22 protein-coding genes and 1 pseudogene are annotated in these 22155 nt (G+C 65.1%); 11 read left to right on the top strand and 12 right to left on the bottom strand.

The annotated features are described in order from the left end of the window. Complete coding sequence (locus Q4G24_RS08335; RefSeq protein WP_303366056.1) at positions 1-825, top strand: uracil-DNA glycosylase family protein; 825 nt, start codon at positions 1-3, stop codon at positions 823-825. 79 nt (positions 826-904) lie between these two features. Here the strand turns inward: Q4G24_RS08335 and Q4G24_RS08330 are convergent, their stop codons facing one another. Next, entirely contained in the window at positions 905-1642 is a 738-nt protein-coding gene (locus Q4G24_RS08330) for a protein-disulfide reductase DsbD domain-containing protein (RefSeq protein ID WP_303366055.1), read from the bottom strand. A gap of 105 nt (positions 1643-1747) precedes the next feature. Between Q4G24_RS08330 and Q4G24_RS08325 the strand changes: the two genes are divergently transcribed. Further along, positions 1748-2305, top strand: coding sequence for a YqgE/AlgH family protein (locus tag Q4G24_RS08325; RefSeq protein WP_303366054.1), 558 nt, complete (start codon positions 1748-1750; stop codon positions 2303-2305). A 481-nt stretch (positions 2306-2786) separates the two neighbouring features. Here Q4G24_RS08325 and Q4G24_RS08320 read toward each other — a convergent pair whose 3' ends face one another. Continuing rightward, on the bottom strand, positions 2787-3734 hold the full coding sequence (locus tag Q4G24_RS08320; RefSeq protein WP_303366053.1) for an L-threonylcarbamoyladenylate synthase: 948 nt from the start codon (positions 3732-3734) through the stop codon (positions 2787-2789). 114 nt (positions 3735-3848) lie between these two features. Between Q4G24_RS08320 and Q4G24_RS08315 the strand changes: the two genes are divergently transcribed. The 4 genes from Q4G24_RS08315 (at position 3849) to Q4G24_RS08300 (ending at position 7490) form a co-directional block, all read left to right on the top strand. Further along, the gene (locus Q4G24_RS08315) at positions 3849-5540 is read left to right on the top strand and encodes an acyl-CoA dehydrogenase (RefSeq protein WP_303366052.1); all 1692 of its coding nucleotides are present in this window, start codon (positions 3849-3851) and stop codon (positions 5538-5540) included. Further along, a complete protein-coding gene (locus tag Q4G24_RS08310; protein WP_303366051.1) occupies positions 5537-6580 on the top strand; it encodes an MBL fold metallo-hydrolase in 1044 nt (347 codons plus the stop codon). Before Q4G24_RS08315 ends, Q4G24_RS08310 begins: the two co-directional genes overlap by 4 nt. An 88-nt stretch (positions 6581-6668) precedes the next feature. Next, complete coding sequence (locus tag Q4G24_RS08305) at positions 6669-6821, top strand: aa3-type cytochrome c oxidase subunit IV (RefSeq protein WP_303366050.1); 153 nt, start codon at positions 6669-6671, stop codon at positions 6819-6821. Positions 6822-6836: 15 nt separating this feature from the next. After that, positions 6837-7490 carry a hypothetical protein gene (locus Q4G24_RS08300; RefSeq protein WP_303366049.1) on the top strand — a complete coding sequence of 218 codons (654 nt, stop codon included), beginning with the start codon at positions 6837-6839 and terminating at the stop codon, positions 7488-7490. A gap of 7 nt (positions 7491-7497) precedes the next feature. Here the strand turns inward: Q4G24_RS08300 and Q4G24_RS08295 are convergent, their stop codons facing one another. After that, positions 7498-7827: an AzlD domain-containing protein gene (locus tag Q4G24_RS08295; RefSeq protein ID WP_303366048.1), complete on the bottom strand. Its 330-nt coding sequence runs from the start codon at positions 7825-7827 to the stop codon at positions 7498-7500. Further along, positions 7824-8606 (bottom strand): AzlC family ABC transporter permease, encoded by a 783-nt coding sequence (locus Q4G24_RS08290; protein WP_303366047.1) that lies wholly within the window; start codon positions 8604-8606, stop codon positions 7824-7826. Before Q4G24_RS08290 ends, Q4G24_RS08295 begins: the two co-directional genes overlap by 4 nt. Between Q4G24_RS08290 and Q4G24_RS08285 the strand changes: the two genes are divergently transcribed. Then, complete coding sequence (locus tag Q4G24_RS08285) at positions 8605-9210, top strand: N-acetyltransferase (RefSeq protein WP_303366046.1); 606 nt, start codon at positions 8605-8607, stop codon at positions 9208-9210. The genes Q4G24_RS08290 and Q4G24_RS08285 overlap by 2 nt on opposite strands. Here Q4G24_RS08285 and rsmA read toward each other — a convergent pair. From rsmA to Q4G24_RS08270, 3 genes are read right to left on the bottom strand one after another with little or no spacing between them, the layout of a single operon-like run. Beyond that, positions 9207-10055, bottom strand: a complete 849-nt coding sequence (gene rsmA, locus Q4G24_RS08280) for a 16S rRNA (adenine(1518)-N(6)/adenine(1519)-N(6))-dimethyltransferase RsmA (protein ID WP_303366045.1) — start codon at positions 10053-10055, stop codon at positions 9207-9209. The genes Q4G24_RS08285 and rsmA overlap by 4 nt on opposite strands. Next, positions 10052-11044, bottom strand: a complete 993-nt coding sequence (pdxA, locus tag Q4G24_RS08275; protein ID WP_303366044.1) for a 4-hydroxythreonine-4-phosphate dehydrogenase PdxA — start codon at positions 11042-11044, stop codon at positions 10052-10054. Before pdxA ends, rsmA begins: the two co-directional genes overlap by 4 nt. Further along, entirely contained in the window at positions 11022-12299 is a 1278-nt protein-coding gene (locus Q4G24_RS08270) for a peptidylprolyl isomerase (protein WP_303366043.1), read from the bottom strand. Before Q4G24_RS08270 ends, pdxA begins: the two co-directional genes overlap by 23 nt. A 231-nt stretch (positions 12300-12530) precedes the next feature. Here Q4G24_RS08270 and Q4G24_RS08265 point away from each other — a divergent pair, with 231 nt between their 5' ends. Continuing rightward, entirely contained in the window at positions 12531-13082 is a 552-nt protein-coding gene (locus Q4G24_RS08265) for a DUF1440 domain-containing protein (protein WP_303366042.1), read from the top strand. A 486-nt stretch (positions 13083-13568) separates the two neighbouring features. Here the strand turns inward: Q4G24_RS08265 and Q4G24_RS08260 are convergent, their stop codons facing one another. The 3 genes from Q4G24_RS08260 to lptF are packed head-to-tail and all read right to left on the bottom strand — an operon-like array spanning position 13569 to position 18144. Continuing rightward, entirely contained in the window at positions 13569-15890 is a 2322-nt protein-coding gene (locus Q4G24_RS08260) for an LPS-assembly protein LptD (RefSeq protein WP_303366041.1), read from the bottom strand. After that, positions 15890-17020 carry an LPS export ABC transporter permease LptG gene (gene lptG / locus Q4G24_RS08255; RefSeq protein ID WP_303366040.1) on the bottom strand — a complete coding sequence of 377 codons (1131 nt, stop codon included), beginning with the start codon at positions 17018-17020 and terminating at the stop codon, positions 15890-15892. The genes Q4G24_RS08260 and lptG overlap by 1 nt, the downstream gene beginning before the upstream one ends. Further along, complete coding sequence (gene lptF, locus Q4G24_RS08250) at positions 17017-18144, bottom strand: LPS export ABC transporter permease LptF (RefSeq protein ID WP_303366039.1); 1128 nt, start codon at positions 18142-18144, stop codon at positions 17017-17019. The genes lptG and lptF overlap by 4 nt, the downstream gene beginning before the upstream one ends. 111 nt (positions 18145-18255) lie before the next feature. On the opposite strand from lptF, the gene Q4G24_RS08245 reads away from it, so the two are divergent. Both Q4G24_RS08245 and Q4G24_RS08240 read left to right on the top strand, forming a co-directional pair. After that, positions 18256-19851 carry a leucyl aminopeptidase gene (locus tag Q4G24_RS08245; protein ID WP_303366038.1) on the top strand — a complete coding sequence of 532 codons (1596 nt, stop codon included), beginning with the start codon at positions 18256-18258 and terminating at the stop codon, positions 19849-19851. Then, positions 19851-20312, top strand: coding sequence for a DNA polymerase III subunit chi (locus Q4G24_RS08240; protein ID WP_303366037.1), 462 nt, complete (start codon positions 19851-19853; stop codon positions 20310-20312). The genes Q4G24_RS08245 and Q4G24_RS08240 overlap by 1 nt, the downstream gene beginning before the upstream one ends. 250 nt (positions 20313-20562) lie before the next feature. On the opposite strand, the gene Q4G24_RS08235 is transcribed toward Q4G24_RS08240, so the two are convergent. Further along, positions 20563-21135: a TIGR02281 family clan AA aspartic protease gene (locus Q4G24_RS08235; protein ID WP_303366036.1), complete on the bottom strand. Its 573-nt coding sequence runs from the start codon at positions 21133-21135 to the stop codon at positions 20563-20565. Continuing rightward, positions 21135-21764 (bottom strand): MarC family protein, encoded by a 630-nt coding sequence (locus Q4G24_RS08230; RefSeq protein WP_303366035.1) that lies wholly within the window; start codon positions 21762-21764, stop codon positions 21135-21137. Before Q4G24_RS08230 ends, Q4G24_RS08235 begins: the two co-directional genes overlap by 1 nt. 177 nt (positions 21765-21941) lie before the next feature. Here Q4G24_RS08230 and tatA point away from each other — a divergent pair. Beyond that, positions 21942-22097, top strand: a pseudogene (gene tatA, locus Q4G24_RS16620) (twin-arginine translocase TatA/TatE family subunit); the annotation flags it as partial. Positions 22098-22155 lie beyond the last annotated feature (58 nt).

Here is a 22155-nt window from a genome sequence, read left to right as displayed (position 1 = left end):
ATGAATGGCGATCCGACATGGCGGGGACTGGCGCTGGATGGCGCGGCGGCGCTGGCTTTGCTGGAATGGCAGGCCGAGTTCGGCGTCGATGAGGCGATTCTGGACAGTCCGCAGGATCGTTTCGAGGAGGCGCAGCGTCCTGCGCCGGTTGCGCCTGCTGTTGCGGCACCGCCGCCTGCGGCCAAGCCTGCGCAGCCCGATGAACCCGACCGGGCCGCCGTTATGGCAGAGGCCATGGCCTTGGCGGCCCGTGCGCAAAGCCTGCCGGAGCTGGCCGAATTGCAGCAGGGTTTTGACGGGATCGAGCTGAAAAAAGGTGCGCTGAACTTTGTGTTCAGCGACGGCAACCCCAAGGCGCGGCTGCTGATTTTGGGTGAAGCGCCGGGCAATGACGAGGATGCGCAGGGCAAACCTTTCGTCGGCCGGGCTGGGCAGTTGCTGGACCGGATGCTGGCTGCCATCGGGCTGGACCGGCACAGCCCAGATGCGGAACGCGCCGCCTATATCACCAATGTTCTGGCGTGGCATCCACCCGGCAACCGCCGTCCGACCGATGCAGAAATTGCGTTGTCGCTGCCGTTTGTGCGGCGGCATATCGAACTGGCGGATCCGGATGTGATTGTGCTGATGGGCAATACGCCCTGCAAGGCGGCTTTGGGGCGTGAGGGGATCCTGAAACTGCGCGGCAACTGGACCGAGGCATTCGGGAAACCCGCCCTGCCGATGACGCACCCGGCCTATCTGCTGCGCACCGCTATCGCCAAACGCGAGGCTTGGGCTGACCTGTTGGCGGTGGCTGCGCGGCTGGATCTGCCGCCGGTTTAACGCGTTAACCTTAACAGGCTGGACGCATTAACCTTAACCGGCCTGATCTGTTAACCTTGATTTCGCTAAGGCAGTCACCTTAACAACGGGCCTCGATGCTGCGGTCAGGGGCGATCAGGGTCAGCGTGACCTGCGCCGGGTCCAGATCAAAGGGCTTGCCGGTGGCGTCCAGCATCTCGGCCTTTGCGATGGCGGTGCCACCATCCTGTGCCAGATCGGCGGTCGAGATCCAGATGCCGGTGTCATCTGTGGTGAATGCGGCGCTTTCCGCGATCATATCGGAGGGCAGGCTGGCCGAAATCGCCAGCCCGTCTGCTGCGGGGGTGATCTGGCAGGTCAGCCCCTCTGCCGCTTCTGGTGCGCGATCCAGTGCCGCAAGAATCAGCGGGTCAGACTGGCCCGCCGCACCCGTGGTCAGCTCCAGATGCACGGGGACGCAGATGTCCTCGCAGACGCCAAGATCAACGCTGGTCGTCAGCGGCCCGTCACCCGCGCCCTGCAAGCGGATCGGCAGGATCAGTGCATCGTGGAAACCGAGGGTGCGCTCGCCGCCGCTGTCGATGATCTCGGGCGCGGGCCACAGATATTCGGCCTGTATCGTGCTGGCCCAGTCGAAGACAGGGGGGATGCCGGTCTCGCCCGGTGATTTCCAATAGGTTTTCCAGCCCGGTTTCAGGTTCAGTTCCAGCGCGGTCACGCGGCTGCCGTCCTGATCCATCCAGCCGGGCAGCAGCCGGGCCGAGGCCACGCCGGGCGGCAAATCCTGCGCAAAGGCGCTCAGGGGCAGGGCGATCAGCAGGGCGGCAAGATGTTTCATGCTGCCGGTCTAGACCGTGTGGTGCCATGGGCAAAGTCACAATTTTGCAAGCGCCGCTTGCACCATGTCCCGGAAAGCATGATCTTGGAAACAAAGGAGGCCCCGATGAGCGCAAGCCAAGACCTGACAGGCCAGATCCTGATTGCCATGCCGGGCATGAACGACCCGCGTTTCGCGCAGTCGCTGGTGCTGATTTGCGCGCATGGTGCGGATGGCGCAATGGGGCTGATCGTGAACCGGCCCTTGCCCCGGCCGGGGTTTGTCGAGCTGTTGGATCAGTTGCAGATCGACCACGGTGCAGAGGTCGCCCCGGTCCCGGTCCATTTTGGTGGTCCGGTTGAAACCGGGCGTGGCTTTGTTCTGCACCATATCAGCGGCAGCGATGCACCCGAGATCGTCCCCGGCGTGGCCATGAGTGCGACTCTGGACGTGCTGCGGGAACTGGCCCGTGACCCCGATCCGGCCCCGGCGCTGTTGGCGCTGGGCTATGCTGGATGGGGGCCGGGGCAGTTGGAAGCCGAGTTTCTGGCGAACGGCTGGATGGCTGCGCCCTATGATGAAACGCTGGTGTTCGGCGGGGATCATGCCGCAAAATGGGCGCAGGCGCTGCGGTTCTTGGGGATTGACCCGGCATTGTTGTCGCCGGCCGCAGGGCGGGCCTGAGGCTGGGGCGCGGGTCTCTTTGGGCTATGGTTAACCTTAATGGGCTTAATCGGATGGTTAGCCTTAACGTAGTGGTTTTATCGGTGGCAGCCGATAGGCCATGGAGGCCGGTGAGGCATCTATCGTCAGTCGTTCACCTTCTTGCCGGTCGTTCACCTTGATGTCGCTGCGGGGCGTGTTCTTTTGCTTGCGGGCACCGTTCTCAAAGGTTGCTTTGGTTCCTGTCCGGGTATTTCTTGCAGGCTTACGTTAACCTGAACACAACGATATATGCCGCGTTGCTGAAGGTGGTTAAGCGTCTGAGGCCAATCAGGTATGAGATCGGCTTGGGATTGGTTTAGGATCGGTTACGCCAGCCGTTAACCTTAACAGGATTAACCTTGACGTTGGTAAGGATCGCTTGATCGGGCTTGCTGGTGTTGAATTACGCTTGGTGCTGATCGCGTAATTACGGTGGCGCCCCGCTTGCCATCCATTAACCCTAACGCGGTGCGGCGGCGCGGCGCAGGCGGTCGTTGATGGCCAGACCAAGGCCGGTGTCGGGGATCGGGGTGACGGCGATCGGACGGCCCATGGCATCGGCGCGGTGCAGGGTGGCGAAAAGGTTGGCGGCGGCCTCAACCAGATTGCCAGAGGGCGACAGGTTCATATCCGCCGGGCCGGGACCAAAGCCGATCAGGATTTCGCCCTCATGCGCGGTGGTTGCGCCCATACGCAAAGGCTGGCGCGGGGCGTAGTGGCTGGTCAACTGTCCCGGCGCATCGGGGCGGGCATCGGCACCGGCGTTAATCTGCGGGCGGTCCAGCGGGCCAGAGATCGCCTCGATGGCGTCAGAGCTGATCCCGCCGGGACGCAGCAGCGTCGCGTGGCCTTCACGCCAGCCGATGATCGTTGATTCCAGCCCGACCGCACAGGGTCCGGCGTCCAGCACGGCAGCGATACGCCCGTCCAGCCCGTCCAGCACATGCGCCGCGGTCGAGGCGCTGATGCGCCCCGACGGATTGGCCGAGGGCGCGGCCAGCGGCCCGGTCTGCCGCAACAACGCCTGCGCCACCGGATGCGCCGGAACCCGCAGCGCCACCGTATCGCCGCCCGCCGTCACCAGTGGGCTGATCCCGGCATCCGGGCGCAGAGGCAGCACCAGCGTCAGCGCACCGGGCCAGAAGGCGCGGGCCAGCGCCTCGGCCGGGGCGGGCAAATGGGCAATGCGCGCGGCCTCGGTCGGATCCGGCAGGTGGACGATCAGGGGGTTGAACGTGGGGCGGCCCTTGGCCGCGAAAATCCCGGCAACAGCGTGATCGTTGCGGGCATCGGCGGCAAGGCCGTAAACCGTTTCGGTTGGAATGGCGACCAGACTTCCGGCGCGCAGCAGCTCTGCTGCCTGCGATATTCCACCGGAATCGGCGCTCAGTATCCGGGTTTTCGCCATTGTTTTGCCCTTAGAATGACGTTGTGTTCCGATTGCCGCTTGAACGTGGATGCGCCATCGTGTCAGTCAAAAGGTCAGATAGCCCCGCGTTGCCGGGGTGCCAAGGGGGAAGTCATGCCATATCAAGCGCCTGCCGATCAGATTCGTTTTATCCTGCACAATGTCGTTGATCTGCCGCGCGTGGCCGGAACCGAGCTGTTTGCCGAGGCCGATGCCGACACGGTGGACGCCATTCTGACCGAGGCTGGCAAGGTCGCCACCGATGTTCTGGCCCCGCTGAACCGCAATGGCGATCTGACCCCGGCGCGGCTGGAAAATGGTGTGCTGCGGTCCTCGCCCGGTTTTGACAAGGGTTTCGCGGCGATTGCCGAAGGCGGCTGGATCGGACTGACGGCGGACCCGGAATATGGCGGTGGCGGCTTGCCTCAGGCGGTGAATATGGCCGTGGCCGAGATGTTCGCGGGCGCCAACCTGTCGCTGCAACTGAACCCGCTGCTGACGCAGGGCCAGATCGAGGCGCTGGAACATCATGCCGAGGACTGGATCAAGGAACTGTATATTCCCAAGCTGGTTTCGGGTGAATGGAACGGCACCATGAACCTGACCGAACCGGGCGCGGGCAGCGATGTCGGCGCGCTGGTGACAAAGGCCGAACGGGCCGACGACGGCACCTTCCGCATCACCGGGCAAAAGATCTTTATCACCTGGGGCGACAGCGACGTGAACAGCAACACCTGCCATCTGGTGCTGGCGCGTCTGCCCGAGGGCGGGCCGGGGGTCAAAGGCATCAGCCTGTTCATGGTGCCGAAATACCTGCCCGATGCCGATGGCAACCCCGGTGAGCGTAACGCGGTGCGCACCGTCAGCCTTGAGCACAAGCTGGGTATTCATGGCAGCCCGACCTGTGTTCTGTCCTTTGAGGGGGCAAAGGGCTGGCTGATCGGTCAGGAACACAAGGGCATGGCGGCGATGTTCACCATGATGAACAACGCCCGGCTTGCGGTCGGGATGCAGGGCGTCGGCGTGGCCGAGGCGGCGCTGCAAAAGGCTGCCGAATATGCCACTGACCGCCAGCAGTTCGGCCCGATCATCCGCCACCCTGATGTGCGCCGGATGCTGGCCGAGGGCCGGGCCGAGGTCTTTGCCGCCCGTGCCATCGGGCTGGCCTGCGCGGTGGCGCTGGACATGGCCAAGGCGACCGGCAATGCCGAGTGGGTGGCGCGGGGTGCGCTGCTGACACCGATTGCCAAGGCTTACGGCACCGATGTGGGTATCCGCGTGGCCGATATGGGCGTGCAGGTGCATGGCGGCATGGGCTTTATCGAGGAAACCGGCGCGGCGCAGCATCTGCGCGACGTGCGCATCACCGCCATTTACGAAGGCACCAACGGGATTCAGTCCATGGATCTGGTCGGGCGCAAGATGATGGACGGCGGCGATGCCGCTCTGCGCCTGATCGACGAGGTGATGGAGGGGGCCAAAGCCGCGCAGGCGACGCAACCGGAGCTGGCGGGTGCTGTCTGGAACGCGGGTGAGGCGATGCGCGACGGCATTGCCCGGCTGCTGGATCAGGGCAATGCTGATCGTTTCGCGGGCGCGGTGCCGTTCCTGAACAGTTTTGCCTGTCTGCTGGGTGCATCCGCGCATCTGCGGGCCGCACTGGCCGGGACAGATGCTCAGGTTACGCTGGCCCGCATCTATATCACCCGGATTCTGCCGCGTCTGGAGGCCGAGCTGGCCGCCGCGGCCGCAGGGGTGGCCGATCTGGAGGCGCTGCCAGACAGCACCTTCACCACTGGCGCATGACCGATCCTATCGACCACCCCTTCCCCGAGGCTCCGGCCGAGGGGGAGGCGGTGGAACTCGCCCCCGGTGTCCTTTGGCTGCGGCTGCCGCTGCCGATGAAGCTGGATCACGTCAATGTCTATGCGCTGGCCGAGGATGCCGCGCAGGGCGGGGGCTGGACCATCATTGACACTGGCTTTGATTCGCAACGTGGCCGGGCGATCTGGCAGGCGGCGCTGGCGGGGCCTTTGGCCGGGCGGCGCGTGGGCCGGGTGATTGCGACCCATCATCACCCCGATCATATCGGCCTTGCCGGCTGGTTTCAGGCGCAGGGGGCTGACCTCTGGACCAGCCGCACCGCCTGGCTGATGGCGCGGATGCTGGTTCTGGATGTGCAGGACCGACCCACGTCCGAGCAGGTGGCCTTCTGGCGCGAGGCCGGGATGCCCCCGGACCTGTTGGCCCTGCGCCAGACCGAGCGGCCCTTTAACTTTGCCGATGTGGTGCATCCGCTGCCGCTGGGGTATCGCCGCCTGGCGCAAGGCGACAGCCTGCGCATGGCGGGCCGCGACTGGCAGGTGCATATGGGCGACGGCCATGCGCCGGAACAGATCACCCTTTGGTCCGATGACGGGCTGGTGATCGGTGGCGACCAGCTTTTGCCCCGGATTTCACCCAACCTTGGGGTTTACCCGACCGAGCCTTTCGCTGATCCGGTGGGCGACTGGCTGGACAGTTGCAACCGGTTGGCCGCCCATGCGCGGCCCGGTCAGCTTGTGCTGCCGGGGCATCACTTGCCGTTTACCGGCCTGCCACTGCGGCTGCGGCAGATGCGCGACAACCACCTGAACGCGCTGGACCGGCTGGCGCAATCGCTGGCCGCGCAGCCACGGACGGCGGCGGATTGCTTTGACGTGCTGTATCGCCGCCAGATCGGCGCGGGTGAATACGGGCTGGCGCTGGTCGAGGCCGTGGGCCACGTCAACCACCTGCGCCATCAGAGCCGGGTGCATGAAGCAGGGCGCAACGCGCAGGGCGGTATCATCTGGCAGGCGGGTTAACGCGGGTTTTACCACATCCGCATCGGATTGGTGACAGGCAGGCCGGTTTGCGCTATCCATAACGCATCAACACCAATGAGGGACGGCCATGGCCAGCGATCACCAGACCCCCGACCATGTTCCCGGCAGCATGGATATTGCCGAACAGCAGCGCACCTTTTATGGCTTTGTCCGCTTTTGGGCATGGTTTGCGGCGGCGATTGTGCTGGTTCTGATCTTCATGGCCCTGTCCAACGCCTGAATATAAGGGAATAAAATGCTTCGAGCAGTCATGACGGCGCTGGCGCTGTGCGTCGGCCTTGCGGCCTGCGGCGCGGATAACGTCTGGGCCACCGATGATGAGGTGCGCCGGGCGCGGTATGTTTCGGATGAGCCTCCTTCGATCACCCTGTTCACCGTGATTGGGATTCCGCGCGGGCAAGGCGGGCATTCCGGTCTGATGATCAACGGCAGCCAGCGGGTGATGTTCGATCCGGCAGGTAGCTGGGTGCATCCGGCAATCCCCGAACGGCATGATGTGATGTATGGCATCACCGATAATTTCAAAAACTTCTACATCGACTATCACGCCCGCCAGACCTATTGGGTGGCCGAAGATACCGTCTATGTCAGCCGCGAGGTTGCCGATGCGGCCATCCGGGCGGCAGAAGAAAACGGCGCGGTGAACAAAAGTTTCTGTGCGGTCGGCACCGGGAATGTGCTGCGCAAAGTGCCGGGGTTCGAGGGCGCGCCAAGCACTTTTGACCCGAACAAGCTGCGGGCCTGGTTCCTGACCCTGCCGAATGTGCAAAGCAAGCGGCATGAGGATGGCGACCCCGACAACCGCCATGATGTGCTGCTGCGTCAGCACGGCCAGCTTGTCGGCTATCGTGAAGGCTATGCCCGCCCGAACGAGGTGCCCTCGCGCTAAGCGGGGGTCAGCCCAACAGCCACAACATTCCAAACAGTGTGGCCGCCCCGGCAAGGATGGCGGCCAGCGTGCTGCGGGTGGCGACACCCACCGCCAGCGTGGCGGCCGCGGCGGACAGGCGGGCGGGGTCGGGCTGCCCTCCCGTCGCCTGCGGCCAAAGCACCAGCGGCGCGACCAGCCCCGGCAGCACCGCAACGGCGGTATAACGCAGCAACCGCTGCGCCCATTGCGGCAGCGGGCGGTTGCCGATGGCGCCCAAAAACGAATAGCGCAGCGCGAATGTTCCCGCGCCAAGCACCGCAATCACCAGCCAGATTTCCCAAGCCTCGCGCGTCATGGCCGGCCTTCCCGCAGCTTGCGGCGCTCGGTTCGTGCCTCGGTCCACGCACCTGCGGCCATGGCCAGCGGTGCGGCGATCAGCAAGCCAAGCCCCGCAGGCAGCCATGTCAGCGCCAAAGCCAGCAGCACCGAGGTCGCAAAGGCCGCCACATGCGCCGCTGACACCAGCCCCGGCCCGATCATCGCCAAAAAGGTGATCGGCACCGCAAAATCCAGCGCCAACCCCGGTGGAATTGCCCGCCCGAACAGCGCTCCGGCCAGTGTCGCCAGCACCCACGGCCCGCACATGCAGACCGCCGTTCCCGCGAAATAGGCCAGCCTTTGCGACAGGTTCAGGCGCGGATTGGCCTGATAGTAGATCATGGACGAGGCATAGCTCTGGTCGATCAGCGTATAGGCGACACCAGCCTTTTGCGCCCGGCTGGCCGCGCCGATCCAAGGCACCATGCTGGCCGAATACATTGCCATGCGCAGGTTCACGGCCAGCCCCGACAGGATCACCAGCAGTAACGGCACCTGATCCGACAGCAGTTGCACGGCGGTGAATTGCGAGGCCCCGGCCAGCACCAGCGTGGTAAAGCCCATGGTCTGTGCCAGCGTCAGCCCGGCCTCGATCGAGGTCACGCCGAACAGCACCCCGAACGGCACGATCACCAGCAACAGCGGCAGGGTCGAGGTGATCCCGTGCCAGAAGCTGTCCGCCGGGCTGCGGGCCAGCGCACGAATGGCGCGGCGCTCTTGCCGGGCGGTGGCAGAATTAGGCAAATGGTCGGGCATGATGAAAGGCATCCTGATGCAACCTACGCAGGTTAAGGCTTTGATGACCGGGGGCAAGCCCCGGATTGCGCGTGGCTTTGCGGGACAGCGCAAGGCGGTGGCCGGGCTGTATTGGGCGCATGTGCTGCGCCCCGAGATGGGGCGGATGATCCCTGACCGCGCCGGGCGGGCGCTGGTTCGGCGCGGCTTGCAGTCCGGGCGGGTGCTGGTGGCGCTGGCGGCGGATGGTGCGGTGCTGGGCTGCGCGGGCCTGCGTGGCGCAGAAGGCGGGGCAGTGATTCTGCCGCCTGCCCGGTTGCGCCACATCGCGGGCCAGCCAGCGGCATGGGCGCTGCACCTGTGGCGCGGTGGGCCGGTCAGTGGTGATCTGGTCCTCGACGGGTTGGCCGTCGCCCCCTTTGCACGACGGCAGGGCATCGCCCGTGCCTTGCTGCACGCCGCGCTGTATGAGGCCGCCGCGCAGGGCTATCCCGGCCTTCGGGTTGAGCTGCGCCCGGCGAACCACGCGGCCTTGGCGCTGTATCACGCGGAAGGCTTTGCCCCCGTCACCCGCGCCCGTATCGGCTGGGGTGGCAAGGCGCTGATCCTGCGCCGGGACGTTTAGCTTTTTGCGGCCTGCAAGGCGCGGGCGAGTGTGCAGAAACCTTCCAGCCCGATTTCCTCAGCCCGCGCGGTGGGCGGGATGCCGGATGCGGTCAGCATGTCCTCGATCTGCGGATGCAGCCCGCGCAGGCTGGCGCGCAACATCTTGCGACGCTGGTTAAAGGCCGCCGCTGTGACCCGCGACAGCGTGGCGGCATCGGCAGGAAAGCGTGGCTGCGGCAGGGCGGTCAGATGAACCACCGCCGATTCAACCTTGGGCGCAGGAGTGAAAGCCTGCGGCGGCAGGGTCAGCGCAATCCGCGCATCGGCCCGCCATTGCGCCAGCACCGCCAGCCGCCCATAGGCTTTGCTGCCCGGCTGCGCGGTGATCCGCTGCGCGACCTCTTTCTGGAACATCAGCGTCAGCGATTGCCAGAAGGGCGGCCATGCGGGCGGCGTCAGCCAGCGCACCAGCAATTCGGTTCCGACATTATAGGGCAGGTTGGCGCAAATCCGAATCGGCGGCGTCAGATGCGCCAGCGGGTCGATATGCAGCGCATCGCCTTCGATCACGGTCAGCCGTCCGGGATAGGCGGCGCTGATCTGCGCCAGCGCGGGCAGGCAACGGGCGTCCTTTTCAATGGCCAGCACCCGGCGCGCGCCTTCGGCCAGCAGGCCACGGGTCAGCCCGCCGGGGCCGGGGCCGATCTCCAGCACATCACATTCCGACAGATCCCCCGCCACCCGCGCGATGCGGGCCGTCAGGTTCAGATCCAGCAGAAAGTTCTGACCAAGCTGCTTTTTCGCGCTTAGCTCGTGTTCCGCGATAACCTCGCGCAGGGGGGGCAGGCCGTCGATCTGGCTCATGCGTGGGCCTTTCGGGCCTCGGCCATGTCGCGTGCCATGCGCAGCGCGGCGATCAGGCTGGCGGGGCTGGCGCGGCCCTGCCCGGCGATGTCGAAAGCGGTGCCGTGATCGGGCGAGGTGCGAATGAAGGGCAGGCCAAGGGTGACATTCACGCCCCCCTCGAAATCAAGTGTTTTCATCGGGATAAGGGCCTGATCGTGATAGGCGCAGATGGCCGCATCATAGCCCGCGCGAGCGGATGCATGGAACATCGTGTCAGCGGGCAGCGGGCCGCGAATGTCCATCCCCTCGGCCCGCAGATCGTCCAGAAGCGGCGCGATCCAGTCAATTTCCTGACGCCCCATCGCGCCGTTTTCACCGGCATGAGGGTTCAGACCCGCCACCGCCAGACGCGGCACGGCAATGCCGAAATCGCGGATCAGCGCGGCATGGGTGATGCGGATGGCACGGCTCAGCGCATCGGGGGTCAGTGCCTGCGGCACGTCTTGCAGCGCAATGTGAATGGTCGCCGGAACCACGCGGCAGGGCGGCTGCACCGTGGTCGAGGCCAGCATCATCGCCACATCCGCATCGCCGCCAAGATGGGCCAGATATTCGGTATGGCCGGGAAACGCGAAACCGGCGCCGGATTTCAGCACATGTTTGGCAATTGGCGCGGTGCAAATGGCGGCACCCTGCCCCGCCGTGACCAGCGCCACCGCGCGGGCAATCACGTCAATCACCGCCTGCGCGTTGCGCCCGTCCGGCTGGCCCGGCGTGACCGGCGCGGGAAAATCGTGGCGCAGCACGGGCAATGCCGGAGGCAGCGGGTCAAGCGGACTTTGCACCTCGGTCCAATGGGTGCCGGGGGGCAGATGGCGCGGGTCGCCAATCCAGACAAAAGGGACGCCGCAACCATAAGCCTTGGCCGCCAGCTCCGGCCCGATCCCGGCAGGGTCGCCGCAGGTCAGCAGGACCGGCGGCATTTCACGGACGGCGCATGATGGCATTGGCACGAAGCTCGGCCAGATAGGCTTCGGCCATGCTGTTGATCCGGGCGTTAAAGACCTGATCGCTCACGGCGGCCCGCTGCGGCAGCCCGTCAGCAGGGGCGGCGGTCGCGGCCTCGACCCCATCAGGGGCCTGCGCGGTGGTTGGCACATCCGGGGTCTGGTTGGCCAGCAGGGCCGGAACCCGGCGGCAGAGCATCACCAGTTCGGCCGAGATACCGCGGTTGATAACGGTCGATTCGTTCTCGTCCAGCTTCGCCAGCGCAAGGCCAATATCCGCCGGAATCTGGCCCTGACGCAGCCCGCTTTGTTCCTGCAAGGGCAGGCCACGAGCGGCGACGTAAAGATCGGCGCAGCCGGTCAGCGGGGCGGAAAACTGCGCAGCCTCGGCAGCCGAAGCCATCGGCAGGGTCAGGTAATCCAGCACCTGTTCGCGCGCACCGGGGCGGACGCTGCCGCGCGTGTCGCGCAGATAGAACAGCACCACCGCGCCAGGCACGGTCAGCGGCTGCGTGACCTGACCGGGACGCAGCGCCAGCACGATCGGACGCAGCGAGGGCGGCATATTGTCCAGATCCATCCACGGCAGACGCCCACCGTTGCTGGCCGAAGGCGTCGCTGAATAGCGCCGCGCAGCAGCGGTGAAATCGGCTTCCGAACGGGTGCTGGCAATGATCTGTTCTGCACGCGCGCGGGCGGCAGCCTCTTGGCCCGGCGGCGCAGGGATCACCAGTTCCGCCAGCAGGACGGCGTTCAGCACCGGAGTTTCCAGATCGCGCTTCATCACCTGATCGACCTCGGATTCCGAGACCCGCACCTGCGGCACGATCTGCCGCCGGACGACCTCGCGCCAGACCACCCCGGCGCGGACGAAATCACGGTAGGTTTCGCGTTCGACCCCTGCACCGGCAAGGGCGGCGATGAATTGATCCGTGGACATGCCCGCGCGGCCCGCAAACTCGGCCAGCCCGGCGTCAAGGCTTTCATCGCTGACGGTCAGGCCAAGCGTCTCGGCGGCCTGCATCTTCAGGCGGTCGTTAATCAATTCCGCCTCAGCGGTGGCGGTATCGGCACCGGGCATTCCAAGCACCTGCATGAAGCGCAGGCGCTGGTCCAGCTCGAACCGGGTGACGGCTGCGTTATTGACATAGACGACGGGCGCGAACTGCCCCTGTTGCGCCAGCGCCGGGCTGGTCAGCACCGGCATTGTCACCGGGGCCATGGCAAGAGCCAGCGTAAATGCAAGATGCCGCATGGAACGGTCCTTATCCTTATGCCCATGACGGGCTTTGCGGCGACATTAACGCCCCGCGCGGCAATGGTGAACCGCTTTCTGATACGGCACGATATTGTGCAAAAATTGACCCACATCAGAGAATATGCGGCATGTTTGCGCTAACCTATGGTAATATGACGTATCGGGTTGCCGAATCGTCTGAAATGGCCCGGAAAAATGGGCCTTCCTTGCGCAAAAGGAATGACTGTTGTGTGGCAAAGCAAATTGAATCGTCAGGTCATCATCTGGGTGACGCTGGTTGGCGGGTTCTTCAGCTCGCTGGTGAAATGGGGGTCCGAGGTGAACATGCCGCCGCGGATGCCGGGTGAAATCTCGCCCCCCGGTGCGCATATCGACGCCTGGCTGGGCTGGCTGGGCTTCAACCAACATTCGCTGGATTACACCTATCAGGGTGTGTCCGTGCTGGGGGCGGTGACGCTGTATCACTGGCTGTTCAGCTTTGCCTTTGCCTTCGTTTATGTGGTCGGTTCGATGTATTGGCCGAAAATCCGGCTGTGGTTCGGGGCGCTTTACGGGATCATCATTACCGTGGTGATGCATGGGTTCCTGATCCCGCTGTTGGATTTCCGCAATCCGGCCTATGCCGAGGGCAAGACCGGCTGGCTGTGGAACCTGAACGGGTTTGAATTGTGGAGCGAGTTTTTGGGCCACATCTATTGGTCGGTCTCGATCGAGGTCTGCATGATCGCGGTTCTGGCGTGGTTCGCCCGCCCGATCAAAGGCGACTGGGTGATCCGCTAAGGTGAACCGGGTTAAGGTTAATACAGGTGCCTGGCCTCAAAGGGGCATCCCAAGTGGTCGTTAACTCTCGTTAGCGGCCATTAAGGTTTCACCCTGCTGAAGTTGGCGTTGTCCAAGCGCCCCATGCTTAAGCTGAGCGCAAGTGACCCGTCCTGCATCGGGTCTTCCCAGATATATGTCAGGGGCACTATGGACTGCGGGATGGACCATTAAGGTTAATGGGGTTAAGGCTAATACAAGTATCTGGCCTCGCAGGGAAGCTACCCGAGCGCCCGTCAGCTAAGGCGAACCCTACCGTTCAAGGTTAATCGCAGGGCGGTCCGAAATCGGCCGCAAATCCTCGCGGCAACCCCCTCACCGGCATGCTAACCTTGACGCCCGTCTGGTAAGGCCAACTCGGTTCCAATTGGGGTTAACCTAGCGTCAGGTAAGGTTAACCCGGCCAGTCAGCCTTCCCGGTCGGTTTACCTTCCCGGTCGGTTAACCTTAACGCAAGCATTGCCGTCGGGCGGCGGTGCCTTTGCCGGTGCTGGCGCTTTGACCAAAGCCGCCCAATTGCACGGTCAGACCAAAATCGGTTTCCGGGCTGATCTGGTCGGATGAGGTGAACCGGCGGCGCAGGGATGCCTCCAGCGACACACATTCGTTGCGCCATGCCACCCCGATTTCGGCGCGGGCGGCGCGGTCCAGTTCGAAATCATAGCGGGTCGCGGCGCTGGCCCACCAGCCTTCCGCGATCTGCCAGCCACCATCCAGTGACAGTTCCGATACGCTGGTCAGGCGGGTTTCGTCGGCGTCCTCACGGATCCACAGATAGCCCAGTGACAATTCCCGGTCGGGGCGCATCAGGCCAAGGCGCAATTCGTTGCGGCTGATCTTGAAATCATCGTCGAACAGGGTGCGGTTCGATACCGCCAACCCCCGATTGTCAGAATAATTCGCCGCCACCAGCCAGTCCGAGCGCGACCCTGACAGCGGCCCGTAAAGCCCCAGCCCGTCGCGGTCGCTGCTGCGGAACACGCGGCCCGTAGTCAGCCCAAGGCTATAGCCCGAGGGGTCGATCCGGGTCCATGTCACCCCGAGATTGGTCCGCAGCCCGCCTTCGCGCCGGTCATAGCCGGGCGAGCGGTCCAGCGCGAGCAGGTTGCCTTCGTCGAACTCCAGCAGGCGGGAATCCTCGTTCGGCACATCGCGTGGGTCGTGGCGCGACCAGATCACCTGCATCACAGGTTCCAGCATGAAGGTCGCGCGCTGCCCCGAGGAAATCAGCGGCCAGCGCAATTCCGCCCCGACATAGGGAAAGGCACGGGTCACGGTGCGGTCATACTGGCTGTTCTGGCGGATCTGATACAGGTCGGCGTCAAACCCCGCCATTGCCGCACCGACCAGACCGCCGGGCAGCACTTCGGTCCGGCGCCAGTCCAGCCCGACAGATGCGCGTGACATATCCGAGCCGATGATGTCCTGATCGCTGTCGCGGCGGTGGCTGTGCAGCGACCAGCTCAGCAGCGCCTCGCCGCCAATGCGGCCCGGCTGGAACCGGCGCAGCCATTCGGCATCCCCCACCAGCGAGGGCAGCGTGGCCTGATCCTCGCCGTCGCGCAGGGTTTCATAGCGGCCAACGCGGCCCCAGAACAGCCGCTGGCGGGTCACGCGGTCCAGCGTCACCCCGGACCACAGCCGGTCGGCGTCGGTGATGTCGTAATCCAGCAGATAGGCGCGGTCGCTGGCGTTCTGGACCTGCACCCCCAGCGTATAGCCGCCGGGCAGCAGCCATTCGCCCGCTCCGAACAGATAGCCGCGCGATTCGCCGGGCAGGATGTCGTCGCGGGTATAGGCCCCGTCGATCTGCATTTGACCATTCCAGAACGCCTGCCGATAGCTGAGATCCAGCGTCCGGGTGCGGCTGGCTGACAGATAGGGCGTGATGGTCAGGTCGGCATGGTCGCCAAGCGTCAGGAAATATGGCTGTTTGATCCCGAACCCCAGTTTCGAGGTGGTGCGGATGCGAGGCCGCAGAAAGCCGCTCATCCGGTCAACGGTGGGATCGGGGGCGGTCAGCCATGGCAGCGACAGCACCGGCACACCAAAGGCGCGGAACTGCGGGCGGTCAAACCGCAACTGCCGGGTTTCGGCGTCATGGGTGATGCTGCGGGCGCGGATTTCCCAGAGCGGCGTGGGATCATCGGCGCAAATCTGGCAGGACGAGGCAACCACCCGGTTCAGCGTGGTGATGCGCCCGCCTTCGGTGCGGGTGGCCTCTTGTGCGGCCATTTGCAATTCGCGCGCCATGACCATGCGCGCACCGCGCAGGATGCCGGTTTTCAGATCTGCCGAAAGTTGTGCGTGATCCGCAATCAGCGTGGTTTCATCGGCGGTTCCGGCCTTGCCGGGCTGGGTCAGATGAACCGGGCCGGTGATTTCCATTTCGCCGGTCTGACCATCGACGAAGATGCGCCGGGCGACCAGCCGCGCGCCCTGATACCAGATCACCACATCACCTTCGGCGGTGATGTCATTGCCGCCTGACAGCCGCACCGAATCGGCCAGCAGCGTCGCGGCGCTGCCTTGCGTGTCGATCTGCGCGGGGGCGGGAACCCGGATATTGCGGACCGAAACTGGCCGTGTGGACAACGCGGTGCCATCGGCAGCGCTGAAAATGCCGGGCCGCAGGGTCGGGGCCAGCGCCGGGCCGGGCCGGGTCGAGGGTTCCGGTGCGACCAGCGGTTCCTGTTGTGCCAGCGCGGGCAGGCTGAGCAACGACAGGGCAGAGGCCAGAATCAGGCGCTTGGCGGGGTTGCTGCTCATCATCCGTCCTCTTGTTGCAGGATCGCCGCCAGCGCGGCCAGCGCGGCGACCAGCGGCGGCGTCCAGGCCGCCATGATGGCCGTGACCTGCCCGTTATCGCCCAAAACCTGCGCCATATTGCGCAGAAAGAATACCGCAATGCCGCAGCCAAAGGCCAGCAGCACCGGGATGCCCACATTGCGCCCGCGCAGGTGGCGCAGGGTAAAGACCGCAGCCACCAGCACCATTGCGGCCATCAGGAAAGGCCGGGCCAGTTCCATCTGGAACCAGACCTGATGGCGTTGTGCCGAAAAGCCTGCCTGCTCCAGCCCGCGTATAAAGCTGGGCAGTTGCCAGATCGGCACCGCATCTGGCTGGCCGAAACTGTCGCGGATGCGGTCGGCGGTCAGGTCTGACGGCAGGGTGATTTCGGTATGCAGCGCAGCCTCGACCTCGGGGTTTTCAGCGGCCAACAGCCATTGCTTGACATCGGTCAGCACCCAACTGCCGCGTTGCAGGACGGCCTGCCGGGCCTCCAGCCGCCGCAGCGGGCCTTGTTCGGCGGAAAAGACGATGAAGGTCGCGTCATACAGCGTCGTTGCATCCGGGCTGGCGCGGTCAGCGCGGATCACGACCTGCCCGCCGCTGGTCTGGTCGCGCCCGTCGTCGCTGGTTTCCGGCGGCAGCGATTGCCGCAGCCAGACTGCGCCCTGACCGACCGAGATCGTCTGTGCGCCCTCGGCCCGGACCCGTGTTATGGCCTCGTCATAGCGTTTCGAACTGGCGGCGACAAAGGGGTTCAGAACCGCAACCGCCGCCAGCCCGATCAGAAAGGCGGTGACGGTCGGGGCCACCAGAAACCGCAGCGCCGAACGGCCCGAAGCGCGGATCGCCACCAGTTCCGAACTGCGGGCCAGCCCGATGAACAGCGCGATTGCCGCCAGCACCGTGACCAGCGGCATGATGGCATAAAATGCCCCAGCGATGTTCAGCGCCGACAGGCCGGCGGCCTCGGCCAGCCCGATGCCCTGACCGGAAAAGCGGCGGATCTGTTCGACCAGATCCAGCAGGAACAGGATGGCGATGAAAGCCCCTGACACGATCAGGAACATGCGCAAAAAGCGACGGGCGATATAGCCGGGCAGGATCATTTCGGGCAGCCTTTCGGGCGGGCAGCCTGCCACAAGACCAGCGCCGCGATCAGCGCCCCGGCAACCGCAGGCAGATACAGCACCGCAAAGCGCGAAGGATCACGCCCGGCCATGCTGGCGGCGGCATTATCGGCCAGATACAGCAGGATCAGCGCGACAACAGCAGCGGTCATCTGCCGCCACATGCCAAAGCGGGAAAAGCTGCCAAGCATCAGCATGGAAAAGCCCAACATCACCGCAACCGGGGCCAGCAGCGGCCGGGACAGACGCTCATGCCCCTCGACGCGGGCCTGCGCAGGGGTGGCGCCGGTGGCCTCCAGCATTGTGGGGTCGCCGCTCAGCAGTCGCCAGGTGGAATAGCCGCGCAGGTCGCGCCCGCCGCCAGTGGCGCGGTTCAGCATCGCCCCAAGGTCATAGGTCAGATCAGCAAAGCGCGTCACCGACAGGCGCGGCGGGGCGTTGCCCGGACGGTCCAGCCGTTGCGCCATGCCGCGCATCATCACCAGCCGTGGCCCGGTGTCAGTGCGCTGAAGCAGGGCTTCCTCGGCGGTGTAGGTGACTTGCGATGCGGGGTTACGGCCGTCCTCGATAAATACGTCCAGCAGCCGTCCGTCATCGGCAATCGCGCGGATGAACAGCGTCACCCCATTGGCCGGATACTGAAAGCTGCCGGGGCGCAGGAATTGCGCGGTGACGTTTTCCGCGATCTCGTTCTGCCGTTCGGCCAGCCGGGTGCGCGACATCGGCACCAGCGCATTGACCAGCACCGCCACCATCAGCCCGACCAGCAGGCCAAAGACCAGCACCGGACGCGCCAGCCGCCAGGGGGACATGCCCGCCGCCTGCATCGCCACCAGTTCGGAATCGCCCGACAGCTTCTGAATCGCATAGGCGGCGGCTGCGAAACCGGCCACTGGCAGGACGTGGCCGATCACCACCGGCAGGGTCAGGGCGGTAAACTCCAGCACCACCAGCGCGGTCTGGCCATCGGACAAAAGCTGCTCGAACAGCGATACGGCCCGGTTGATCCAATAGACGGACACCAGCACCAGCGCGAAAAAGCCAAACAGGCTGAACAAGCGCGAGCAGATATAGCGGTCGATGAATGGCAAGGGCGTCCCCATGGTCGTTCCGTCTTGCTTACCCTCTGTTGCCGCGTTCGGAAAGCCCGGCTGGCGTTTGGTTTTCGCCTGCGTTAGCCTTTGCCGGTCAATTCAGCCACAAGGAGCGCCGCCATGACCCAACCCGTTGAGATTCGCTTCTCTGATTCTGCCGATCTGGCCGCACATAAGGGCCGGATCGCGGTTCTGGTCGATAGTGACAAGCCTGCGGCGGGTCTGCCGGGGGCGGCGAAAAAAGCGGCGGAACGGGCGATTGCCTCGGATGCCTGGAGCAAGCTGAAACCGGGGCAGGCGCTGGAACTGGCCTTCCCCGCCGGGCTGGAGGCCGAACGGCTGTTGCTGGTCAAGCTGCCCCGTGATGCCGGGGTGGCAGAGGCCCGCAAGGCAGGCGGGGCCATCGGTGCCGCTTTGGCCGGGGCGCATATGGCGGTGCTGGCGGGCAAGACCCGCGCGGCGGGTGACGTGGCGCTTGGGATTGCCCTGCGGGCCTATGATTTCAACGCCTATAAGACCCAGCCGGAAGCGGACAAGAAAAAGCCCGCTCGGGCCAGCGTGACATTCATTGCCGCCGATCCTGAGGCGCTTGCCCGAGAGGCTGGCGCGGCTGCGGCGGTGGCCGAAGGCGTGTTCTTTACCCGCGATCTGGTGAATGAACCGGCCAACGTCCTGACCACGACCGACTTTGCCGACCGCCTGCTGGCCATGCGTGAGCTGGGTCTTGAGGTCGAGGTGCTGGAGGAGAAAGACCTCGCCAAGCTGGGGATGCGTGCGCTGCTGGGTGTGGGGCAGGGGTCGGAAAGCCCGTCCAAGGTCGTGGTGATGCGCTGGAACGGCGGCGGCAAAGAGGCCCCGCTGGCGCTGGTCGGCAAGGGCGTGGTGTTCGACACCGGCGGCATTTCCATCAAGCCTTCGGCGGGGATGGAGGAAATGACCATGGACATGGGCGGCGCGGGCGTCGTGTCGGGCGTCATGCGCACGCTGGCCCTGCGCCGGGCCAAGGCGAATGTCGTCGGCGTGGTCGGTCTGGTCGAGAACATGCCCGATGGTCGGGCGCAGCGTCCCGGCGACATCGTGAAGTCGATGAAGGGCGACACGATCGAGGTGAACAACACCGATGCCGAAGGCCGCTTGGTTCTGGCCGATGTGCTTTGGTATGCGCAGGACCGTTTTGCGCCTGCGGCGGTGATTGATCTGGCGACGCTGACCGGGGCGATGATTATCGCGCTGGGCCATGACAATGCCGGGTTCTTTGCCAATGATGACGCGCTGGCCGGGGCGATCCTGAACGCCGCCGGGGCCGAGGGCGAAGGTGCCTGGCGGCTGCCGCTGGGGGCGGGCTATGACAAGCTGATTGATTCGCGGCTGGCTGATATGAAGAACACCGCCGGGCGTCCGGCAGGGGCCATCACGGCGGCGCAATTCCTGCAACGGTTCATCAAGCCGGGTCAGGCATGGGCGCATATCGACATTGCCGGTGTGACGCTGCCGCCTGCCGCCACGGATCTGGCCCCGAAAGGTGCGACCGGCTGGGGTGTGATGACGCTGGACCGGCTGATCCGTGATCGTTACGAGACTGCGCCCGCCAAGGCCCGCAAGACCGATCCGGTGGCCCCCAAAGCCGCGAAAACCCGTATCGCCAAGGCAGACAAGCCCGGGCAGAAGGGTGAGCAGAAGGCCGGGCGGAAGGCTGGCAAGACCCGCACCGCCTGATGGGCGCGGCGCTGTTCTATCACCTGACGCGCTCGCCCGCCGAGGCGCTTTTGCCGCAACTGATCGGCAAGGCGCGTCAGGCGGGCTGGCGGGTGGAATTGCGGGCGCGGTCCCGCGATCTGGCCGAGCGGCTGGATCAGGTCTTGTGGCAGGGGGATGGTTTCCTGCCGCATGGTCTGGCAGGCGGCCCCCATGATGCGCGCCAGCCGGTTCTGCTGACCATCGAGGGGCAAGAGGCCGGCCCGGTTGCCTGCCTGATGGCGGTCGAGGGCGCTGAGGTCTCTGCCAGCGATTGCACCGGGGCCGAGCGGGTCTGCATTATTTTCGACGGCAACAACCCCGCCGCCGTTCAGCGGGCGCGGGATCAGTGGCGCGAACTGACCGGCGCTGGCATTGCGGCGGAATACTGGGCCGAAGATGGCGGCCGCTGGGAAAAGAAATCCGCCTCTGGCCAGCGGTAGCACCAAGGTTAGCGCGATGCTGTCAGCGTCAGAGCTGGTGTGCCAATGTCCAGGGATATGGCGTCGGTGTTAGGGTCGTCCCATCGGGTGCATTGAGGCTAACGACAGGTTGAGCGCCCGCATGAGCGTGAAGGGTAATGATTGAGAGCCAACGCTGCGGCTCATGCGCCAGCGTTAAGATTAACGGCACCGGCCAACGCCAAGTGGCGGCAATATGAAGGTTAACGCCCCCCCAAGGGCCGCGTTAACCTTAACGCTCCATGATCAGACGGTTGTTTTCAAAGGTGATCCGGGCAAAGTTGGACAGATAGGACATGCCCATCAGTGACCCTTGGTCCATGCCCTGCACGACGCTGGCGGGAACAGCACGGTCCTCGACCTCTCCGATGCGGACGGTTTGCAGCGTGACGGGCGCGGTGGCCGTGATCCCGTTGGCGGTGCGGGCCTGCCCGATATAGCCGAGGCTGTCCGGGTTAAGCCCGGCGCGGCGGGCGTCTTGCTGGCCCAATGCCAGACCTGATGCGCCGGTGTCGATGATAAAGCTGATCGGGCTGCCGTTGATTTCAGCCGTCAGATGGTAGTGGCCGTCATTGCCCAGCGGAATCTCGATCCGGTCGCCGGTGAATATGGCCTGCGGAGCGACGGTTTGGCTGACCTGCTGCCACAGCCCCGCCGCAGCGATGGCGCCGACAAAGATCAGCACCCATGCGGCAAGCTGGCGGACGGTCTTGCCGGGGCGGGTCTGGAACTCGACCACCAGAAACCCGCCGACCGCGATCAGCAGCAGCACCAGATAGGCGACATTCATCCAGCTTATATCCATCAGGCCAGCCCCGCACCTTTCAACCCGTCAATGATGAACTGGATTGACAGCGCCGCCAAGAGCATCCCCAAAAGCCGCGTCACCACCCGCACCCCGGTCGGGCCAAGCATCCGCGCCAGCGGCACGGCGGCGACGAACAGCAGCCCGGCCGAGGCCAGCACCACCAGCATCACCGCCAGAACCGAGACCATATGCAGCCAGCCCTGACCCTGCCCGGTCAGCAGGATCATCGTCGCCAGCGCCCCCGGCCCGGCCAGCAGCGGCGTGGCCAGCGGAAACACCGACGGATCGTCGTCATCGTGATCCTCGCCCGCCTGATCCCCGGCCTGATCCTCGCGCCGCTTGCTGCGCCGCTCGAACAGCATGTCCAGCGCGGTCAGGAACAGCAGCACCCCGCCCGCGATGCGGAAGGCGGGCAGGGAAATCCCGATCCCGGCCAGAATCGCGTCGCCCGCCAGCGCAAACAGCGTCAGCAGCACCGCTGCCACGGCCAGCGCCCGGATGCCGGTCTTGCGCCGCTTTTCCGGCGTCATGTGATGGGTCAGCGCGATATACAGCGGTGCCAGCCCGATCGGGTCGATAATCACGAACAGGGTGACAAAGGCGGTAATCAGAAAGGCGAAATCCATGCGGCACCCGTGAAAAGATGTGCCTGTATCGCAGGGTGACGGGCAAAGGCCAAGACTGTGTTGCCGGGGTCGTGACCGGATCATATGGGTGCTGCGGCGAAATCGCCTTTGCAATCGCCGCCCGCAGCACATAAATATTGCGGTAATCCGGGGTTTTCCCGGCAAGTGGAGCTTATCATGCTGAACAATATCGGCCTTCCCGGCCTTCTTCTGATCGCAGTTGTCGTGCTGGTCCTGTTTGGGCGCGGCAAAGTCAGCTCGCTGATGGGCGAAGTCGGCAAGGGCATCAGTTCCTTCAAAAAAGGTATCAAAGACGGTTCGGAGGAGCTGGAGCGCACCGCCGCCGAGGAAAAAGCACAGATCGAGCGCGATGCCGCCGACGCCCGCGCCC

Source organism: Paracoccus sp. (in: a-proteobacteria) (genome assembly GCF_030538695.1).
GTDB lineage: Bacteria > Pseudomonadota > Alphaproteobacteria > Rhodobacterales > Rhodobacteraceae > Paracoccus.
Note: the sequence above shows the minus strand (reverse complement) of the source record. Positions and strands in the feature narration are given on the sequence as shown.

What these genes read in the sequence shown, in the direction of transcription:
- Q4G24_RS08305 (WP_303366050.1), top strand. Translation starts at nt 6,669, where the DNA reads ATGGCCAGCGATCACCAGACCCCCGACCATGTTCCCGGCAGCATGGAT.
- Q4G24_RS08245 (WP_303366038.1), top strand. Translation starts at nt 18,256, where the DNA reads ATGACCCAACCCGTTGAGATTCGCTTCTCTGATTCTGCCGATCTGGCC.
- rsmA (WP_303366045.1), bottom strand. Translation starts at nt 10,055, where the DNA reads ATGAGCCAGATCGACGGCCTGCCCCCCCTGCGCGAGGTTATCGCGGAA.
- Q4G24_RS08320 (WP_303366053.1), bottom strand. Translation starts at nt 3,734, where the DNA reads ATGGCGAAAACCCGGATACTGAGCGCCGATTCCGGTGGAATATCGCAG.
- pdxA (WP_303366044.1), bottom strand. Translation starts at nt 11,044, where the DNA reads ATGCCATCATGCGCCGTCCGTGAAATGCCGCCGGTCCTGCTGACCTGC.
- Q4G24_RS08330 (WP_303366055.1), bottom strand. Translation starts at nt 1,642, where the DNA reads ATGAAACATCTTGCCGCCCTGCTGATCGCCCTGCCCCTGAGCGCCTTT.
- Q4G24_RS08300 (WP_303366049.1), top strand. Translation starts at nt 6,837, where the DNA reads ATGCTTCGAGCAGTCATGACGGCGCTGGCGCTGTGCGTCGGCCTTGCG.
- Q4G24_RS08325 (WP_303366054.1), top strand. Translation starts at nt 1,748, where the DNA reads ATGAGCGCAAGCCAAGACCTGACAGGCCAGATCCTGATTGCCATGCCG.
- lptG (WP_303366040.1), bottom strand. Translation starts at nt 17,020, where the DNA reads ATGATCCTGCCCGGCTATATCGCCCGTCGCTTTTTGCGCATGTTCCTG.
- lptF (WP_303366039.1), bottom strand. Translation starts at nt 18,144, where the DNA reads ATGGGGACGCCCTTGCCATTCATCGACCGCTATATCTGCTCGCGCTTG.
- Q4G24_RS08230 (WP_303366035.1), bottom strand. Translation starts at nt 21,764, where the DNA reads ATGGATTTCGCCTTTCTGATTACCGCCTTTGTCACCCTGTTCGTGATT.
- Q4G24_RS08270 (WP_303366043.1), bottom strand. Translation starts at nt 12,299, where the DNA reads ATGCGGCATCTTGCATTTACGCTGGCTCTTGCCATGGCCCCGGTGACA.
- Q4G24_RS08240 (WP_303366037.1), top strand. Translation starts at nt 19,851, where the DNA reads ATGGGCGCGGCGCTGTTCTATCACCTGACGCGCTCGCCCGCCGAGGCG.
- Q4G24_RS08315 (WP_303366052.1), top strand. Translation starts at nt 3,849, where the DNA reads ATGCCATATCAAGCGCCTGCCGATCAGATTCGTTTTATCCTGCACAAT.
- Q4G24_RS08290 (WP_303366047.1), bottom strand. Translation starts at nt 8,606, where the DNA reads ATGCCCGACCATTTGCCTAATTCTGCCACCGCCCGGCAAGAGCGCCGC.
- Q4G24_RS08235 (WP_303366036.1), bottom strand. Translation starts at nt 21,135, where the DNA reads ATGGATATAAGCTGGATGAATGTCGCCTATCTGGTGCTGCTGCTGATC.
- Q4G24_RS08260 (WP_303366041.1), bottom strand. Translation starts at nt 15,890, where the DNA reads ATGAGCAGCAACCCCGCCAAGCGCCTGATTCTGGCCTCTGCCCTGTCG.
- Q4G24_RS08285 (WP_303366046.1), top strand. Translation starts at nt 8,605, where the DNA reads ATGATGAAAGGCATCCTGATGCAACCTACGCAGGTTAAGGCTTTGATG.
- Q4G24_RS08310 (WP_303366051.1), top strand. Translation starts at nt 5,537, where the DNA reads ATGACCGATCCTATCGACCACCCCTTCCCCGAGGCTCCGGCCGAGGGG.
- Q4G24_RS08295 (WP_303366048.1), bottom strand. Translation starts at nt 7,827, where the DNA reads ATGACGCGCGAGGCTTGGGAAATCTGGCTGGTGATTGCGGTGCTTGGC.
- Q4G24_RS08335 (WP_303366056.1), top strand. Translation starts at nt 1, where the DNA reads ATGAATGGCGATCCGACATGGCGGGGACTGGCGCTGGATGGCGCGGCG.